Consider the following 17,963-nt stretch of genomic DNA (forward strand, 5'->3'; position numbering starts at 1 on the left):
TCATCCTGTACGGATCGCCCGCCACGACCGGTGTTCCACTGGGCAGGATGTCCAGTGAAGACGCAAACTATTGCGCACCTTGCGGACGCGGGAGACCCTGCCGCTATGACGCAGACCACACACCACACTCCCGACACCGCCCGGCAGGCCGACCCCTTCCCGGTCAAGGGAATGGACGCGGTCGTCTTCGCCGTGGGCAACGCCAAGCAGGCGGCGCACTACTACTCCACCGCCTTCGGCATGCGGCTGGTCGCCTACTCCGGACCGGAGAACGGCAGCCGCGAGACCGCCAGCTACGTCCTGGAGAACGGCTCCGCCCGCTTCGTGTTCACCTCGGTGATCAAGCCCTCCACCGAGTGGGGCAGCTTCCTCGCCCAGCACGTGGCCGAGCACGGCGACGGCGTCGTCGACCTCGCCATCGAGGTCCCGGACGCCCGCGCCGCCCACGCCTACGCCGTCGAGCACGGCGCCCGCTCGATCGCGGAGCCGTACGAGGTCAAGGACGAGCACGGCACCGTCGTCCTCGCCGCCATCGCCACCTACGGCGAGACCCGCCACACGCTGGTCGAGCGCACCGGCTACGACGGCCCCTACCTGCCCGGCTACGCCGCCGCCGCGCCGATGGTCGAGCCGCCCGCGCAGCGCACCTTCCAGGCCGTCGACCACTGCGTCGGCAACGTGGAACTCGGCCGCATGAACGAGTGGGTCGGCTTCTACAACAAGGTCATGGGCTTCACGAACATGAAGGAGTTCGTGGGCGACGACATCGCCACCGAGTACAGCGCGCTGATGTCCAAGGTCGTCGCCGACGGCACGCTCAAGGTCAAGTTCCCGATCAACGAGCCCGCCGTCGCCAAGAAGAAGTCCCAGATCGACGAGTACCTGGAGTTCTACGGCGGCGCCGGCGTCCAGCACATCGCGCTGAACACCAACGACATCGTGCAGTCCGTGCGCACGATGAAGGCGGCCGGCGTCGAGTTCCTGGACACCCCCGACTCGTACTACGACACGCTCGGCGAGTGGGCCGGCGAGACCCGCGTCCCCGTCGAGATCCTCCGGGAACTGAAGATCCTCGTCGACCGCGACGAGGACGGCTACCTGCTGCAGATCTTCACCAAGCCCGTCCAGGACCGTCCGACGGTCTTCTTCGAGATGATCGAGCGGCACGGCTCGATGGGCTTCGGCAAGGGCAACTTCAAGGCCCTGTTCGAGGCGATCGAGCGCGAGCAGGAGAAGCGCGGCAACCTCTGACGGCCGCGAGCGGCTACCCGGGCGGGTCCTCCAGGGAGGGCTCGCCCAGGTCCGCCAGCGCCCGCCGCGCCTCGGGAGCGCCCAGCGGGGAGAAGTACGGATTGATCATCAGCGCCTCCTGAAGGTGCCGCCGCGCGGGACCGTACTGCTCCAGCGCCCGCTCGATCATCCCCCGGTGGAACATGTGCGGGGCACTGCGCACGCCGCCGCCCTGCTCGCCGTCCGTCGCGATCTCCGCGAACCGCAGCGCCTCGTCGTGCTCACCGGTCCGGTACAGCGCCCAGCCCAGCGCGTCGGCCACCGCGATCCCCGGCTGCCGCCGCCACTCGGCCCGCAGCCCCTCCACCGCCGCCTCCGGGTCCCCGTGGTCCGCCTCGAACCGGCCCACCACCAGCTCCTCGTCCGCCCCGGCCTCCTCGGCGTCCCGCACCCGCTCCCGCAGCAGGTCGTACTGCGCCCGCGCCGCCCGCGTCAGCCCCAGCGACTGGTACAGCTCGCCCAGCTCCAGCGCGTACCGCGGGCACGGCCGCTCGGCCAGCGCCGTCCGGTAGGCGGCCAGCGCCTCCGTCGTCCGCCCCAGCGCCGCCAGCGCCCCGCCCTCGCCGGCCCGCGCGGCCCGCTCACCGGGGTCGGTGCGCAGCGCCGCCCGGAAGTACCGCAGCGCCTCCTCGCGGTCCCCGCGCTCGAACGCCAGCCGGCCCGCCTGCTCCAGGTACGCCGCCCGCTCGGCCGGCGCCGTGGCCGCAGCCGCCGCGTCGGAGACCTGCGCCGCCGCGTCCTCCCGCCAGCCCCGGTCCCGGTAGACGGCGGCGGCCCGCGCCCGCACGGCGGGCAGGCCCGGGCGCAGCTTCCGCATCCGGTCCAGGGCCCGCCCCACGGCCTCGTGGTCGCCGAGCCCGGTGTACGCCTCGACCAGCACCGCGTGCGCCGTCCACCGCTTCGGCGCCAGCCCCACCGCGCTCTCGCCCCACTTCCTCGCCGCGGGGAAGTCCCGCCGCTCCACCGCGAGAGCCGCCAGCGACTCCAGGGTCTGCGCGTTGCCGCGCGCCCCCACCCGCAGCGAGGTACGCAGCGCCTCCTCGGCCTTCGGCCAGTTCGCGGCGTCCGCGGTCCGCCGGCCCCGCTCCACGTAGGCCGCGCCCAGCACCGCCCACGACGGCCCGTCCAGCGGATGCGCCCGCAGATGCCTCTCCCGGTCGCCGATCAGCGCCGCCAGGTCCCCCGGCGACGCCGGCGTCCCACCGGTGACCGCGCCCCGCGCCAGCGCCGCCGGGCCCGGCGCGGGCGGGGGAGCGGAGCCCCGTCCGTCCGGCAGCAGCACCAGCGCCCCGCCGAGGACCGCGCAGCCCGCGGCCGAGGCGATCAGCACCCGGTGCGCGCGCCGCCCCCGCGGGCCCGGCCGGGCGCTCGACGTCTGGATGTCCATGGCGCTCACTGTGCGTCAGTACGACGAGCACACCCGGGCAGGCGAAGGGTGCCGTCGACGGGGTTCACACCGATGGCCCCGGGTGCCACGCTGTGATCATGAGCCGTATCGAAGCGCCTCGCGACGCAGACGACGCAGCCACGGCGGTCTCCGGCACCCTCGTCGACCGGCTGCTCGCCGGGCTGCCCGCCGAGGCCGTCCTCACCGACCCCGACGTCACCGCCTCGTACGCCAACGACATGGCGAGCTTCTGCCCGGCCGGCGCCCCCGCCGTGGTCGTCCTGCCGCGCACCGTGGAGCACGTCCAGCACGTCATGCGCACCGCCACCGAGCTGCGCGTCCCCGTCGTCCCCCAGGGCGCCCGCACCGGCCTGTCCGGCGGGGCCAACGCCACCGACGGCTGCGTGGTCCTCTCGCTGACCAGGATGGACGCCATCCTGGAGATCAACCCCGTCGACCGCGTCGCCGTCGTCGAACCGGGCGTCGTCAACGCGGCGCTGTCCCGCGCGGTCGGAGAGCACGGGCTGTACTACCCGCCCGACCCCTCCAGCTGGGAGACGTGCACGATCGGCGGCAACATCGGCACCGCCTCCGGCGGCCTGTGCTGCGTGAAGTACGGGGTGACCGCCGAGTACGTCCTCGGCCTGGACGTCGTCCTCGCCGACGGCCGCCTGATGTCCACCGGCCGCCGCACGGCCAAGGGCGTCGCCGGGTACGACCTCACCCGCCTGTTCGTCGGCTCCGAGGGCTCCCTCGGCATCGTCGTACGGGCCGTCCTCGCGCTGCGGCCCAAACCGCCCGAGCAGCTGGTGCTGGCCGCCGAGTTCGCCTCCGCGTCCGCCGCCTGCGACGCGATCTGCCGGATCATGGAGGGTGGGCACGTCCCGTCCCTCCTCGAACTGATGGACCGTACGACCGTCAAGGCGGTCAACGATCTCGCCCACATGGGTCTGCCGGAGACGACCGAGGCGCTCCTGCTCGCCGCCTTCGACACCGCCGACCCGGCCGCCGACCTCGCCGCCGTCGGCGCGCTGTGCGAGGCCGCCGGTGCCACCCAGGTGGTCCCCGCCGACGACGCGGCCGAGTCCGAACTCCTCCTCCAGGCCCGGCGCCTGTCCCTCACGGCCCTGGAGGCGGTGAAGGGCACGACCATGATCGACGACGTGTGCGTGCCGCGCTCCCGGCTCGGCGACATGCTGGAGGGCATCGAGCGCGTCGCCGCCAAGTACGGCCTGACCATCGGGGTCTGCGCCCACGCGGGCGACGGCAACACCCACCCCACGGTCTGCTTCGACGCGCAGGACCCCGACGAGTCCCGGCGCGCCCGCGAGTCCTTCGACGAGATCATGGCCCTCGGCCTGGAGCTCGGCGGCACCATCACCGGCGAGCACGGCGTGGGCGTCCTGAAGAAGGAGTGGCTGGCCCGCGAGATCGGCCCGGTGGGACTGGAGATGCAGCGGGCCGTCAAGCAGGTCTTCGACCCGCTCGGCATCCTCAACCCGGGCAAGCTCTTCTGACCTCCTCCGTGTGAAGGTCCGTGCACGGGATTGCCCGGAAAGGGGCCGGTACGGCGGGACCGGGCGTGCGGGTTGCGCCCGTCTGATAGATGTGGAGGCCCCCAAATCAACCCCCGAGCAGATACGGGACGACGGACATGAGCGCCCCAACCCCGGCCCCCGGCGACGACAGGCCCCGCGAAGGGTATTACCCGGACCCGTCCATTCCTGGATACGTCCGGTACTGGAACGGTGCCTCCTGGGTGGCCGGCACCAGCCGGCCGGCGCCCAAGGACGGCGAGCCGCTCGCGCCGCCGCCCGGCGTGCGGTCCGCGGCGCCCGCGGCGGCCTCCGTGGAGGAGACCGGGCCGCACTTCTTCGACGAGGACCCGGTCGAGGAGCCGCCCGCCGCCGCGTCGCAGCACGGCAGCCGTCCGGAGCCCGCCTCGGCCTGGGGCGCCGACCCCGCGGCGGGGCCGGGAGACGGGCGCGTCGCGTGGCCCCACGCGCAGGGAGCCGACCCGAGGGTGCCGCACGCGCGCACCGGCGGTGACGCGGCCACGGGGCCCGCCGGCGACGGCTCCGGTCACGCACCCGCCGGGCCCGCCGCGACGACGCCTGCCGCATCGACGCCCGCCGGGTCGACGTCCACCGGTCCGGCGCCCGGGGCACAGGCCGGACCGGCGTACGGCGTCCCGGACGCCCGGCGGACCGCCGCCGTCGGCTCCGCCGACGGCGGTGCCGACGCCCCGTCCGTATCCGCCGACGCGGGCAGCACCTTCGTCTTCCGCCGTCCGGTGGCCGGGCCGCAGGCCGCACCGGCTGCCGACGCCCCGGGGGGCGACGAGGGCACCATCACCTTCCGCGCGGTCACCCCGCGCCCGGCGGTGCCCGGCACCCCGGACGCCCCCGGCGCCTCACCCGCCACGGGCGGTCCCGGCTTCGCCGCCGGAAGGGCCGCCGCCGCCCGGGCCGCCGTCCAGGGCACGGCGGGCCCGCAGCCGGCCCCCACAGCCGTCCCGGCGGCCCCCTCCGGACCGCAGCGGGCCGGAGGTCCGGCCGGGCCCGGCGTCCCCCGGCAGACCGCCGCGCCCCAGCCCGCCCAGCAGCCCGCCCAGCCTCAGTACGCCGCCTCGCCCCCGGTCGCCGTCGGCCCCGGGGGCGGGCAGTCCTCCTGGGCGCAGCAGGTGCACCGGCTCGCCGGGGCCGGCGGGGACGAGGGGCCCGTCGCGCCCTGGAAGCCGCCGGTCGACGACGTGTTCCAGGCCGCCGCCCGGCGCCAGGCCTCGGCCCGCCCCGCCGGGCTCGGCAAGCGGCTGGCCGCCCGGCTGATCGACACCGTTCTCCTGGCGGGCGTGACCGCCGTGGCCGCCGTACCCCTCGGCACCAAGGCGCTGGACCACGTCAACGACAAGATCGACGCGGCGAAGCTCTCCGGCGAGACCGTCACCGTGTGGCTGCTCGACGGCACGACGGCCACGTACCTGGGCATCGTGCTGGCCGTCCTGCTGCTCTTCGGCGTCGTCTACGAGGCGCTGCCCACCGCCAAGTGGGGCCGCACCCTGGGCAAGAAGCTGCTGGGCCTCGAGGTGCGGGACATCGAGGCCCACGAGCCCCCGTCCTTCGGGGCCGCGCTGCGCCGCTGGCTGGTCTACGGGGTCCCCGGCCTCCTGGTGGTCGGAGTGGTGGGCGTCGCGTGGTGCCTCTTCGACCGTCCGTGGCACCAGTGCTGGCACGACAAGGCGGCCGGCACGTTCGTCGCGGGCTAGCTCGTCGGGCGGAGGCCGTGGGGCTCCCGTCCCGCGGTCGGGTGCGGGTGCGTTGTGGTTGCTCGCGCAGTTCCCCGCGCCCCTTTCAGGGGCCGTTCAGTGGACGTGCCTTGAAGGGGCGGGGAACTGCGCGACCAGCCACACACCACCCGCACCGCCGACGAAACCCGCACCCCTCCCCGAACGGCGCACCCCGTCCACCGAACGTCGCACCCCCGTCCACCGGACGGCCCCTCGGCGGATGCGCCGTAAAAGGGTCCGAGGTCCACTCGGGACATGAGCAGCGAACCGCCCCACGGCCCCGGCGGGCAGCCGCCCGAGGACGACCCGTTCAGGAAGCCTCCCCCGCCCCACGGACCGGGCCAGGGTCCGGGCGGCGCCGGCTCGCCGTACGACAACCCGCCGCCGTACGGGGGCGGCGAGCCTCCGCCTCCCGGCGGCGGCGAACCCCCGCCTCCCGGCGGCGGCGGACCCTACGGCGGCGGCGGTCCCTACGGCGGTGACCCGTACGGCGGCGGTTCCTACCCCTCCGACCCGCTGGCCGGCATGCCGCCGCTCGCGGACAGCGGCCGGCGCACGCTCGCCCGCATCATCGACATGATCCTCGTGGGCATCGTGGTCTGGCTGCTGAGCTGGGCCTTCAACGTCCAGGAGTACCAGGTCAACGGCGACGACGCCTCGGTCGGCAAGTCCTTCGGGCAGTCCCTGATCGCGGCCGTGCTCTACGTCGCCTACGACACCTACTGGATCTCCCGCACCGGCCAGACGCTCGGCAAGAGGTGGCTCGGGATGCGGGTGGCGAACCTGGACAACGGCGCCACGCCCTCCGTGCAGACCTCGCTGATCCGCGCGCTCGTGCTGTGGATCCCGTTCGCGTTCTGCTGCGCCTGTGTGTGGACGATCATCGCGGGCGGCTGGAGCTTCTTCGACAAGCCCTACAAACAGGGCCTGCACGACAAGGCGGCCAAGACCGTGGTGGTCAGCGCCCGTTGAGGGACGCCGGGCCCGTGGTCAGGCGGCCCGGCCCCGCGACTCGCCGGCCGTCGCGTGGATCCTGGAGGCGGTCCGCGCCGGTTCGCCGGTCGCGGCGGGCCGTACGGCGGCCACCGTGCGTGTCCTCGGCTGCGGGACCGTCATGGCGACCAGCAACCCGAGGGCGAGGGCGGCGACGGCGACGACGGCGACTCCCGGACCCGAACTCGTCCGTGACAGCAGCAGCATGGCGAGCGTCGAGACGATCACGGTGCACGAACCGTAGGCGAACTGGGCGGCGGTCGGACGGGGCATGGCCATCGTGTCCTCGGAAGGCAATCTGTGGGTAGAACCGGCTGTCAGCCTGGTTTTCCGCCGACCTCCGGGCGTTCCGCCAGACGACTCTAACGGGCTGTGTGCCCGAGTGGAACAAATAGTAAGCGTGACCTAACCGACAGGGCAGATGCACGGGGGGCGCACGGATTCATGGTGTCGGACACGGGACCCCTCCCACGCGCCCGCGGGCCGTGGCCGGTGTCCGCAAAGCGAACGGCGACTCCGCATAGTGCACTTGTTCTGCTCAAGTCAAGGTCTGTCTTTTCCCGCGAACCTCTAGTCAAATGTCGTCACTTGAATACACGCGTTGAGCACGTGTGCGCGGACTTTGCCATGCCCTGGTCCCCCGATCCGCGCGCGTGGACGCGGGGGAGGAACTCAAGTGACCAGTAGATCCTGGACGTTCAGAACGGCGGCCACCGCCGTCGCGCTCGCCGCGGCGGGCGCCACGCTCTCCACCGCCACCGTGGCCTACGCGGACGTACCCGTCCGCCCGGCGGCCTCGGAGGGCAACGACCCGCACCCGGCCACGGGCGTGGACTCGCACGACCTCGACGGCCCGCTCAGCAAGACCCAGGAGGCGCAGCGTCAGGAGGCGCTGAACCAGGTCATCGCGGGCAAGGCCTCGGTCAAGAAGAAGGACGGCTCCAACGTCGTCCAGCTCAAGAGCAAGAAGGGCGACGCCAAGTACGTCGAACTGGGCCGGGAGAAGACCGACAAGATCTTCACCATCCTGGTCGAGTTCGGCGACAAGGTCGACAGCCGCTACGGCGGCGACGCCGGCCCGCTGCACAACCAGATAGCCAAGCCGAACCGCAAGAAGGACAACTCCACGGCCTGGCAGGAGGACTACGACCAGCAGCACTACCAGGACCTGTACTTCGGTTCCGGCAGCGGCGTCAACTCCGTCAAGACGTACTACGAGAAGCAGTCCTCGGGCCGCTACTCGGTCGACGGCGAGGTGTCCGACTGGGTCAAGGTCCCGTACAACGAGGCCCGGTACGGCAACAACGCCTGCGGCGACACCAACTGCCCGAGCGTGTGGAACGTCGTCAGCGACGGTCTGAACGCCTGGGTCGCCCAGCAGAAGGCGGCCGGCCGCACCGACGCCCAGATCCAGGCCGACGTCGCCCGCTTCGACCAGTGGGACCGTTACGACTTCGACGGCGACGGCGACTTCAACGAGCCCGACGGCTACATCGACCACTTCCAGATCGTGCACGCCGGCGAGGACGAGTCCGCGGGCGGCGGCGTCCAGGGCACCGACGCGATCTGGGCCCACCGCTGGTACGCCTTCGGCACCGACGCCGGCGCGACCGGCCCGGCGCAGAACCGGCTCGGCGGCGCCCAGATCGGCAGCACCGGCATCTGGGTCGGCGACTACACCATCCAGCCGGAGAACGGCGGACTCGGCGTCTACGCCCACGAGTACGGCCACGACCTCGGTCTGCCGGACCTCTACGACACCGCCGGCGGCGACAACTCCACCGGCTTCTGGACGCTGATGTCGTCCGGCTCGTGGCTCGGCACCGGCCGCAACGAGATCGGCGACCTGCCCGGCGACATGAACGCCTGGGACAAGCTCCAGCTGGGCTGGCTGAACTACGACACCGCCAAGGCGGGCGTCAACTCCTGGCACAAGCTGGGCCTGGCCGAGTACAACACCAAGCACAAGCAGGGCCTGGTCGTCGAGCTGCCGAAGAAGGCGGTCACCACCGAGATCGTTCCCCCCGCCCAGGGCCAGACCCAGTGGTGGAGCGGCAGCGGTGACGACCTCAAGAACACGCTGACCCGCAGCGTCGACCTGACCGGCAAGACGTCGGCCGCCCTGTCCCTCGACGCCTGGTACGACATCGAGGCCAACTACGACTACCTCTACGCCGAGGTGTCCACCGACGGCGGCGCCAACTGGACGGCCCTCGACGGCACGTTCGACGGCCGGCCGATCGAGCGCGACGGCAGCGACAAGCCCGCGCTGAGCGCCTCCGTCGACGCCTACGGCAAGCTCGTCTACCCGCTGGACGCCTACGCCGGCAAGAAGTTCGACCTGCGCTTCCGCTACCAGACCGACGGTGGTCTGGCCATGAAGGGCTTCGCCGCCGACCAGATCACGCTGACGGCCGACGGCGCCGTCGTCTTCGCGGACGACGTCGAGACCGCGGACGCCGCGTGGACCGCCAACGGCTTCACCCGGCAGGGCGCGTCCTTCACCAAGGACTACGCGCAGTACTACATCGCCGAGAACCGGCAGTACGTGTCGTACGACAAGACGCTGCAGACCGGTCCGTACAACTTCGGCTTCACGGAGCGTCCGGACTGGGTGGAGCACTACCCGTACCAGAACGGCCTGCTGATCTGGAAGTGGGACACCTCCCAGGCGGACAACAACACCAGCCAGCACCCCGGTACCGGCCTGGTCCTGCCCATCGACTCGCACCCGACCGCGATGAAGTGGAAGGACGGCACCCTGATGCGCAACCGCATCCAGGCGTACGACTCGCCGTTCAGCCTGTACCGCACGGACGCCATCACGCTGCACAAGGCGGACGTGGCGAAGTACTTCCCGGGCTCGAAGGGCGTCTCGGTCTTCAACGACCGCAAGAACACCTACTACGACCCGGCGAACCCGACCGGCGGTGTCAAGATCACTGACACCAACACCCAGGTCAAGATCCTCAAGGAGGCCAAGGACGGCTCGACGATCGAGCTCGAGGTGGGCTCCGCAGGTAGGTAAGTAGTATCTGCGCAGGTCAGCGCGTGATCGGCGGCGACCCCCTGGCGGGTCGCCGCCGATCCGTGTTTAGGTGCGTCCTGTGGCTCGCTTATTGACACCGGAACCCGCACCGACCGACACGGGGGTATGACCGCATGGCCGCAGGAGGCTTCTGCAAGCTGCCGAACGGCACCGTGGTGGTGGCGCTGAACCTGCCCAGCCCCGCCGCCGAGGGCAACGTCCGCGTCCTCGTCCACGCCCGCAACCGGGCGCGCGCCCTGACCAGGCTGCGCAACCTGGGTCTGCGCGCGGTCTACCTGCGGGGCAACGCGGCACCGCCCACCCCGGACGAGATCACGGCGGTCCTGCACCACCCCGACGGCCTCATATGGCGCACGGCCCCCGTCGGCGGGGCCCTCGTCCAGGAGCTGTGGCACCCGATCCGGGCCCTGCTCGGCCGCCCGGCGGCACAGACCTAGGACGGCCGGCCTACTGGACGACCGGCTTCCCCGACAGCTCCACGCCCGCCGCCCGCAGCTCCTCCAGCGCCCGCTCGGTCGTCCGCGGGGCGACTCCGGCGGTCAGGTCGAGCAGCACCTGCGTGCGGAAGCCCTCCCGGGCGGCGTCCAGGGCGGTGGCCCGGACGCAGTGGTCCGTGGCGATGCCGACGACGTCGACCTCGTCGATCTGCCGGTCGCGCAGCCAGTCGGCGAGCGACGTGCCGTTCTCGTCGGTGCCCTCGAAGCCGCTGTAGGCCGCCGAGTACGCCCCCTTGTCGAAGACGGCGTCGATGGCGCCGGACGCGACGGCGGGGGCGAAGTTCGGGTGGAAGCCCACGCCCTCGGTGCCGGCGACGCAGTGCGCCGGCCAGGAGTGGACGTAGTCGGGGTTGTCGGCGAAGTGGCCGCCGGGCGCTATGTGGTGGTCCCGGGTGGCCACGACGTGGCGGTAGCCGGCGGGCGCCTGCCCGATCAGCTCGGTGATGGCGGCGGCCACGTCGGCACCGCCGGTCACCGCGAGGCTGCCTCCCTCGCAGAAGTCGTTCTGCACGTCTACGACGATCAGGGCGCGGCGCATGGGCGGTGTCCTTCGACTGGGTCGACTACGGGGTCGGCGGGGGCAGGGGGGACGTGGTCGGACGGGTGGTGCGGGCCTTGTCGCGTCGCACCAGCATTAGCTACCCGAGCCCTCGTGGACGTACTCCGTCGGAATGACCGGTTCCCCCCGGGAGAGCTGGGTGGCGGACAGCGGCAGGTTGGCGCGCGCGGCGGCGTGCCGGTCCCGGGCGACGTCCAGCGGCTCGCGGGCGACGACCTCGCCGCCCTTGACGAGCTGGACCAGCAGCTGCCGGTCGGCCAGGCCGGCGGGGACCGGACCGGTGCCGACGACCTCGGCCTCGGCGTGGCCGGCGGAGTCCAGGCGCCGGGCGGCCCACTTGCGGCCGCCGATCGAGGTCTTGCCGCCGCTGGACTTCTTGGCCACCGGCACCAGCGGCGCCCCGGCGTCGCCGGACTCCGCACGGGCGACGAGCTTGTAGACCATGGAGGCCGTGGGGTGCCCGGACCCGGTCACGAGCTGGGTGCCGACGCCGTAGGCGTCCACGGGCGCCGCCGCCAGCGAGGCGATGGCGTACTCGTCCAGGTCGGAGGTGACGACGATCTTCGTCCCGGTGGCGCCCAGCTCGTCGAGCTGCTGCCGCACCCGGTGCGCGACCAGCAGCAGGTCGCCGGAGTCGATGCGCACGGCGCCCAGTCCGGGCCCGGCCACCTCCACGGCCGTGCGGACGGCCTCGGCGACGTCGTAGGTGTCCACGAGCAGCGTGGTGTCGCCGCCGAGGGCGTCCACCTGGGCCCGGAAGGCGTCGCGCTCGGTGTCGTGCAGCAGGGTGAAGGCGTGGGCGGAGGTGCCGACGGTGGGGATGTTGTAGCGGAAGCCGGCGGCCAGGTCGGAGGTGGTCGCGAAACCGCCGACGTAGGCGGAGCGGGCGGCGGCCACCGCGGCCAGCTCGTGGGTGCGGCGGGCGCCCATCTCGATCAGCGGCCGGTCACCGGCGGCCGAGGCCATGCGGGAGGCGGCGGCGGCGATGGCCGAGTCGTGGTTGAGGATGGACAGGAGCACCGTCTCCAGCAGCACGCACTCGCCGAAGGTGCCCTCGACCCGCATGATCGGCGAGCCGGGGAAGTACACCTCGCCCTCCGGGTAGCCCCAGATGTCGCCGCTGAAGCGGTAGTCGGCGAGCCAGTCCAGGGTCGCGTCGTCGACGATGTCCTTCTCGCGCAGGAAGCGCAGGACACCGGCGTCGAAGCGGAAGTTCTCCACCGCGTCCAGCACCCGGCCGGTGCCCGCCACGACGCCGTAGCGGCGCCCGTTCGGCAGTCGCCTGGTGAAGACCTCGAACACGCTCCGCCGCCCCGCCGTGCCCGCCTCCAGGGCGGCCCGGAGCATGGTCAGCTCGTACTGGTCCGTGAAGAGCGCCGTGGAGGGCACGTCCACCGGCAGCCCAAGGTCCGCTACGTCCACCGAACTCTCCTAGCTGTGACTTTCCGGGCGTCCCCGGGCAGGCCGGGGCTCCGGGGAAGGTCCCCGGGCGTGTTTGAGCACGACGACAGATGCTACCCCCATTTCGTCAGTCTGACGATTTAAGGTCGTGCGGCGCGGCCCGCGGGCCCGTTTGTGCGGGTGCCCCCCTGTGGTGGCAGCATGGGCTCTGTGACGGCAGCCGCACCCATGGAGATCGAGAAGACCGAGCCGGCGGAGGAGGTCTTCGCCGTACCCGAGCCCGACGTGCCCTGGGTGACGATCGTGCACAACGACCCCGTCAACCTCATGAGCTACGTGACCTACGTCTTCCAGGCGTACTTCGGCTATTCGAAGGACAAGGCCACCAAGCTCATGCTCGACGTCCACCACAAGGGCCGGGCGGTCGTCTCCAGCGGCAGCCGCGAGGAGATGGAACGGGACGTGCAGGCCATGCACGGCTACGGCCTGTGGGCCACTCTCCAGCAGGACCGGAAATGACCGACGCCCGCCCGCAGGACGGAAGCAGCTGAATCACCTCCATGCCCGGACAGTTCGAACCGCTCCCCGGCGGCGGCGCGGCCGTCGCCCTCGACGACGTCGAGATCTCCATCATCCGTTCGCTGGCGGTCCAGCTCCTGGAGCTGATCGGCCCCGGCCCGGCCGAGAACGCCTCCGACGACCCGCTCGCGGAGCTCTTCGCCGAGGGCCCCAGCGAGCCGCCCTCCGACCCGGTGCTGCGCCGCCTGTTCCCGGACGCCTACGGGGACCCCGAGGAGACGCCGCAGGCCCGGGAGGCCGAGGAGCAGCGCGCGCACTCCGCCGAGTTCCGCCGCTACACCGAGAACGACCTGCGCGCCGGCAAGCGTGAGAACGCGCTGGCGGTGATCCGCGCCCTGGACGCCCTGGCGTCCGAGTCGGCGGGCGAGGACGGCGCGGTGCTGAAGCTGTCGCCGGACGAGTCCCGGCAGTGGCTGGGCGCCCTGAACGACCTGCGCCTGGCGATCGGCTCCCGGCTGGAGATCGCCGACGAGGACGACTCCGACCTCCTCTTCCGGCTCCCCGACGAGGACCCGCGCAAGCCGATGGTCATGGCGTACCTGTGGCTCGGCGGGCTCCAGGAGACGCTCGTCGCGACCCTTATGCCCTGATCCGTCCCGTTCGGTGAGGCTCATCTGTCCGCTCAGCGGAGCCTCAAATCCGGATAACGATCGCGTCAAACCCGCGCCCTTCTTTGCACCCTCCGGCGTTCTTTTGTCCGCTTCTGCCTGTGGGACACGTCACAGGCGCCCCCTGTGATCAGTGCTGCGGCCGTGGTAAATCTTCACGACCGCCCGGCGAACACCACCCGAATGTTCGGCCGGGTGCGCCACCGAGCCGGCGGACCGCCGGCCAGGCACGAGCGGTACGCGAGGCCCGCTCAGCTCCATCATCCGGGGGGATCGAGACCCGATCCGCGGCCGACGACAGGCCCGGGTCGGCATGGAGAAAGGCGCACCACACATGACCTCTGCGCAGGTCGACACGGAGAAGGCCCCCGAAGAGGGATACGAGCGCGGGCTCGGCAGCCGTCAGGTCCAGATGATCGCCATCGGCGGCGCCATCGGCGTCGGCCTCTTCCTGGGAGCCGGGGCCAACATCGCCAAGGCCGGCCCCAGCATCATCCTCATGTACGCCCTCGCGGGCGTGGTCATCTTCTTCATCATGCGGGCGCTCGGCGAGCTCCTGCTCTACCGACCCGTCTCGGGCTCCTTCGCCGAGTACTCGCGCGAGTTCCTCGGCCCCTTCTTCGGCTACTTCACCGGCTGGACGTACTGGCTGATGTGGGTGGTCACCGGCATGGCGGAACTCACCGCCGCCGCCATCTACATCCACTACTGGTTCCCGGACATCCCGCAGTGGGTCTCCGCCCTGGTCTTCCTGGTCGTGCTGTTCGCGGCCAACCTGATCTCGGTGAAGCTCTTCGGCGAGATCGAGTTCTGGTTCTCGATGGTGAAGGTCACCGCGATCATCGGCATGATCGTGATCGGCGTCGGCGTGCTCACCCTCGGCTTCAGCCAGGCCGGCGACACCGCCGCCGTCTCCAACCTGTGGGAGTTCGACGGCTTCTTCCCCAAGGGCATCGGCTCGTCCCTGATGACCCTCCAGGGCGTCATGTTCGCCTACCTCGCCGTCGAGCTGGTCGGCGTCACCGCCGGTGAGTCGGAGAACCCCGAGAAGACCCTCCCCAAGGCGATCAACACCCTGCCGTGGCGCATCGCGCTGTTCTACGTCGGCGCCCTCACCGTCATCCTGGCCGTGGTCAAGTGGACCGAGTTCGCCGAGGGTGTCAGCCCCTTCGTCAAGGCGTTCGCGGTCATCGGCATCCCGGCCGGCGCCGGCATCGTCAACTTCGTCGTGCTCACCGCCGCCCTGTCCTCCTGCAACTCCGGCATGTACTCCACGGGCCGGATGCTGCGCACCCTCGCGGACAACGGCGAGGCGCCCAGGGTCTTCAGCCGGCTGTCGTCGACCAAGACCCCGGCGTTCGGCATCACGGTCTCCGTCTTCTTCATGGGCATCGGCGTGGTGCTGAACTACATCGTCCCGGAGAAGGCCTTCGGCTACGTCACCTCCGTCGCCACCGCCGCCGGCATCTGGACCTGGCTGATGATCCTGGTCAGCCACGTCCTCTACCGCCGCCACGTGGTCGCGGGGCGGCTGCCCGCCTCCTCCTTCCCGGCACCGGGCGGCTCGGTCTTCTCCTACGTCGCCATCGCCTTCCTGCTCTTCGTCACCGGCCTGATCGCCTACGACGCCGACTCGCGGATCTGCCTGTACGTGATGGCGGGCTGGGCCGCCGCCCTGGGCATCGGCTGGTTCGTGCTCAAGGCCCGCAACCCGCAGATCACCGACCGCCGCGGCGAGCCGGAGTTCGAGAAGGTCGGCTGACCTCTCCTCCCCGAATGTCCGGCATATGGGCCGATCCGTACCACCCACCGGTACGGATCGGCCCTTCTGCTTATGCTGGCCGCATGCTGACCATCACCCAGGCCCTGTACGACCAGATCGTCGCCCACGCGCGCGAGGACCACCCCGACGAGGCGTGCGGCGTGGTGGCCGGTCCCGTGGGCGCCGGCCGCGCGGAGCGGTTCATCCCCATGCTCAACGCCGCCCGCTCGCCCACCTTCTACGAGTTCGACTCGCAGGATCTGCTCAAGCTCTACCGGGAGATGGACGACCGCGACGAGGAGCCGGTGATCATCTACCACTCCCACACGGCCACCGAGGCGTACCCCTCCCGCACCGACATCACCTACGCCAACGAACCCGGCGCCCACTACGTCCTCGTCTCCACCGCGGACACCGACGGCGCGGGCGACTTCCAGTTCCGCTCGTTCCGGATCCTGGAAGGGGAGGTCACGGAGGAGGAGGTCAAGGTGGTGGAGGCGTACTGATCTCGTATCGCGGATGAAAAACGTCCGAAGGGTGAGATCACACTCCGGGGGCCGGACCGGGAATCGATACGATGAGTTCATGGTTCATCTCGACGTGAGCGAAAAGCCGCCGGGCACGCTGCTCGTGGCGCGGCTGCACGTCGACCTGTGCAGGCTGAACAGCGCCATCTGTTGATCGTCCGCTGCCGCCGTCCGGCCGTGAGCCGCGGCGGGCCGCCGCGTGCCGCAGCGCGCCCCACCGAACCCACGACACCTTCCGACAGGAGCCCTCAGCCATGGCCATCGAGGTCCGCATCCCGACCATCCTCCGCCAGTACACCGACGGCCAGAAGGCGGTGGAGGGCAACGGGGACACCCTCACCGAGCTCTTCGCCGACCTCGAGACCCGGCACACGGGCATTCAGGACCGACTCATCGACAAGGCGAACGGCGACCAGCTGCGCCGCTTCGTCAACGTCTACCTGAACGACGAGGACGTCCGCTTCCTCGACGGCATCAACACCAAGCTCGCCGACGGCGACAGCATCACGATCCTGCCGGCCGTCGCCGGCGGTATGGCCTGATCGGGATGCGGTACGACTCCCCGCTGGCCGCGGTGGGCAACACCCCCCTGGTGCGCCTGCCGCGGCTCTCGCCGTCCGACGACGTCCGCATCTGGGCCAAGCTGGAGGACCGCAACCCGACCGGCTCGATCAAGGACCGCCCCGCCCTGCACATGATCGAGCAGGCGGAGAAGGACGGCCGTCTCACCCCCGGGTGCACCATCCTCGAGCCCACGTCCGGCAACACCGGCATCTCGCTGGCCATGGCCGCCAAGCTCAAGGGCTACCGCATCGTCTGCGTGATGCCCGAGAACACCTCGCAGGAGCGCCGGGACCTCCTCGCCATGTGGGGCGCGGAGATCATCTCCTCCCCGGCCGCGGGCGGCTCCAACACCGCCGTGCGGGTCGCCAAGGAACTCTCCGCCGAGCACCCCGACTGGGTGATGCTCTACCAGTACGGCAACCCGGACAACGCCGGCGCCCACTACGCCGGCACCGGCCCCGAGATCCTCGCCGACCTGCCCTCGATCACCCACTTCGTGGCCGGCCTCGGCACCACCGGCACCCTCATGGGCGTCGGCCGCTACCTGCGCGAGCACAAGCCCGACGTCAGGATCGTCGCCGCCGAACCGCGCTACGACGACCTGGTCTACGGCCTGCGCAACCTCGACGAGGGCTTCGTGCCCGAGCTGTACGACGCCTCCGTGCTCACCACCCGCTTCTCGGTGGGCTCGGCCGACGCGGTCACCCGCACCCGCGAACTCCTCCAGCAGGAGGGCATCTTCGCGGGCGTCTCCACCGGCGCCGCCCTGCACGCCGCCATCGGCGTCGGCAGGAAGGCGGTCAAGGCGGGGGAGAGCGCGGACATCGTGTTCGTCGTCGCCGACGGCGGCTGGAAGTACCTCTCCACCGGCGTCTACACCGCCGCCACCACCGAAGAGGCCATCGAGACCCTCCACGGCCAGCTCTGGGCCTGACGTCTCACCGGGCGAGGTGCCGCACCTGGTCCCACAGGGCCGGGTCCACCTCGCCCACCCGGCGCCGGAAGTCCCCCACCGGGACCCGGCGCAGCTCGTCCGTCTCCAGGTAGCTCGCCCGCCCCTGTCCGTCCCCGACCGAGCCGGGCGGCAGCGGGATCACCCCGGGGCGCCCCTCCCGGTGCCTGCTGGTGATCTTCGCGACCAGCACCTGCCGCCCGCGCACCGCGATCACCAGACAGGGCCGGTCCTTCGCGCCCCGGACGTCCTCGAAGGGCACGTTCGCCCACCAGATCTCCGCCGGCCGCGGCCGCACGGCCCGGTCGCGCGGGCCCCGGGGGCGTCCCGGCGGGCGCCGGCTGCCGGCGGGCCGCCGCCGCCCCGGGCCCCAGCCGTCGACGACCGTGGCCACGAGCGCGAGAAGCACCACCGCGGCGAGGGCGAGCCACCAGGACGTGTCCATACCGCAGACGTTACCGGCGCGCGCCCGCACCGCGCGCCCCTCAGTGGTCCCGGGCGCCCCACTT

Annotated in this window: 18 protein-coding genes; 13 read left to right on the forward strand and 5 right to left on the reverse strand. The window is 71.8% G+C overall.

Annotation, left to right across the window (positions count from 1 at the left end; translation table 11 throughout):
- The first annotated feature begins 105 nt into the window (after positions 1–105).
- On the forward strand, positions 106–1,251 hold the full coding sequence (hppD, locus tag ACFWJB_RS03185; protein ID WP_386919944.1) for a 4-hydroxyphenylpyruvate dioxygenase: 1,146 nt from the start codon (positions 106–108) through the stop codon (positions 1,249–1,251).
- A gap of 13 nt (positions 1,252–1,264) precedes the next feature.
- Here hppD and ACFWJB_RS03190 read toward each other — a convergent pair whose 3' ends face one another.
- Entirely contained in the window at positions 1,265–2,677 is a 1,413-nt protein-coding gene (locus ACFWJB_RS03190; RefSeq protein WP_386919946.1) for a tetratricopeptide repeat protein, read from the reverse strand.
- A 92-nt stretch (positions 2,678–2,769) separates the two neighbouring features.
- Between ACFWJB_RS03190 and ACFWJB_RS03195 the strand changes: the two genes are divergently transcribed.
- The 3 genes from ACFWJB_RS03195 (at position 2,770) to ACFWJB_RS03205 (ending at position 6,935) form a co-directional block, all read left to right on the forward strand.
- Positions 2,770–4,194: an FAD-binding oxidoreductase gene (locus ACFWJB_RS03195; protein WP_385461440.1), complete on the forward strand. Its 1,425-nt coding sequence runs from the start codon at positions 2,770–2,772 to the stop codon at positions 4,192–4,194.
- 137 nt (positions 4,195–4,331) lie between these two features.
- A complete protein-coding gene (locus ACFWJB_RS03200; RefSeq protein ID WP_386919948.1) occupies positions 4,332–5,942 on the forward strand; it encodes an RDD family protein in 1,611 nt (536 codons plus the stop codon).
- Between the two features lie 276 nt (positions 5,943–6,218).
- Complete coding sequence (locus tag ACFWJB_RS03205; RefSeq protein ID WP_386919950.1) at positions 6,219–6,935, forward strand: RDD family protein; 717 nt, start codon at positions 6,219–6,221, stop codon at positions 6,933–6,935.
- Positions 6,936–6,953: 18 nt separating this feature from the next.
- Here the strand turns inward: ACFWJB_RS03205 and ACFWJB_RS03210 are convergent, their stop codons facing one another.
- Positions 6,954–7,229 carry a hypothetical protein gene (locus ACFWJB_RS03210; protein ID WP_385461431.1) on the reverse strand — a complete coding sequence of 92 codons (276 nt, stop codon included), beginning with the start codon at positions 7,227–7,229 and terminating at the stop codon, positions 6,954–6,956.
- A gap of 403 nt (positions 7,230–7,632) precedes the next feature.
- Between ACFWJB_RS03210 and ACFWJB_RS03215 the strand changes: the two genes are divergently transcribed.
- Both ACFWJB_RS03215 and ACFWJB_RS03220 read left to right on the forward strand, forming a co-directional pair.
- Positions 7,633–9,984, forward strand: coding sequence for an immune inhibitor A domain-containing protein (locus ACFWJB_RS03215; protein WP_385461428.1), 2,352 nt, complete (start codon positions 7,633–7,635; stop codon positions 9,982–9,984).
- Between the two features lie 134 nt (positions 9,985–10,118).
- On the forward strand, positions 10,119–10,442 hold the full coding sequence (locus tag ACFWJB_RS03220; protein WP_385461425.1) for a hypothetical protein: 324 nt from the start codon (positions 10,119–10,121) through the stop codon (positions 10,440–10,442).
- 10 nt (positions 10,443–10,452) lie between these two features.
- Here ACFWJB_RS03220 and ACFWJB_RS03225 read toward each other — a convergent pair whose 3' ends face one another.
- Together ACFWJB_RS03225 and ACFWJB_RS03230 are read right to left on the reverse strand one after the other, a co-directional pair.
- The gene (locus ACFWJB_RS03225; protein ID WP_385461422.1) at positions 10,453–11,040 is read right to left on the reverse strand and encodes a nicotinamidase; all 588 of its coding nucleotides are present in this window, start codon (positions 11,038–11,040) and stop codon (positions 10,453–10,455) included.
- A 96-nt stretch (positions 11,041–11,136) separates the two neighbouring features.
- Positions 11,137–12,483: a nicotinate phosphoribosyltransferase gene (locus ACFWJB_RS03230; RefSeq protein ID WP_385461419.1), complete on the reverse strand. Its 1,347-nt coding sequence runs from the start codon at positions 12,481–12,483 to the stop codon at positions 11,137–11,139.
- Between the two features lie 180 nt (positions 12,484–12,663).
- On the opposite strand from ACFWJB_RS03230, the gene clpS reads away from it, so the two are divergent.
- The 7 genes from clpS (at position 12,664) to ACFWJB_RS03265 (ending at position 17,436) form a co-directional block, all read left to right on the forward strand.
- Entirely contained in the window at positions 12,664–12,981 is a 318-nt protein-coding gene (clpS, locus tag ACFWJB_RS03235; protein ID WP_385461416.1) for an ATP-dependent Clp protease adapter ClpS, read from the forward strand.
- Between the two features lie 41 nt (positions 12,982–13,022).
- A complete protein-coding gene (locus ACFWJB_RS03240; RefSeq protein WP_385461413.1) occupies positions 13,023–13,631 on the forward strand; it encodes a DUF2017 domain-containing protein in 609 nt (202 codons plus the stop codon).
- Positions 13,632–13,983: 352 nt separating this feature from the next.
- Entirely contained in the window at positions 13,984–15,411 is a 1,428-nt protein-coding gene (locus tag ACFWJB_RS03245; RefSeq protein ID WP_385461409.1) for an amino acid permease, read from the forward strand.
- An 83-nt stretch (positions 15,412–15,494) separates the two neighbouring features.
- Entirely contained in the window at positions 15,495–15,917 is a 423-nt protein-coding gene (locus ACFWJB_RS03250) for a Mov34/MPN/PAD-1 family protein (protein ID WP_385461406.1), read from the forward strand.
- A 79-nt stretch (positions 15,918–15,996) separates the two neighbouring features.
- The gene (locus ACFWJB_RS03255) at positions 15,997–16,092 is read left to right on the forward strand and encodes a putative leader peptide (protein WP_385461403.1); all 96 of its coding nucleotides are present in this window, start codon (positions 15,997–15,999) and stop codon (positions 16,090–16,092) included.
- A 100-nt stretch (positions 16,093–16,192) separates the two neighbouring features.
- Entirely contained in the window at positions 16,193–16,480 is a 288-nt protein-coding gene (locus ACFWJB_RS03260; RefSeq protein WP_239766340.1) for a MoaD/ThiS family protein, read from the forward strand.
- A 5-nt stretch (positions 16,481–16,485) separates the two neighbouring features.
- Positions 16,486–17,436 (forward strand): PLP-dependent cysteine synthase family protein, encoded by a 951-nt coding sequence (locus ACFWJB_RS03265; protein WP_385461399.1) that lies wholly within the window; start codon positions 16,486–16,488, stop codon positions 17,434–17,436.
- 4 nt (positions 17,437–17,440) lie between these two features.
- Here the strand turns inward: ACFWJB_RS03265 and ACFWJB_RS03270 are convergent, their stop codons facing one another.
- Positions 17,441–17,899 carry a type II toxin-antitoxin system PemK/MazF family toxin gene (locus tag ACFWJB_RS03270; protein ID WP_385461396.1) on the reverse strand — a complete coding sequence of 153 codons (459 nt, stop codon included), beginning with the start codon at positions 17,897–17,899 and terminating at the stop codon, positions 17,441–17,443.
- Positions 17,900–17,963 lie beyond the last annotated feature (64 nt).

The sequence above is a fragment of the Streptomyces sp. NPDC127100 genome (genome assembly GCF_042724095.1).
GTDB lineage: Bacteria > Actinomycetota > Actinomycetes > Streptomycetales > Streptomycetaceae > Streptomyces.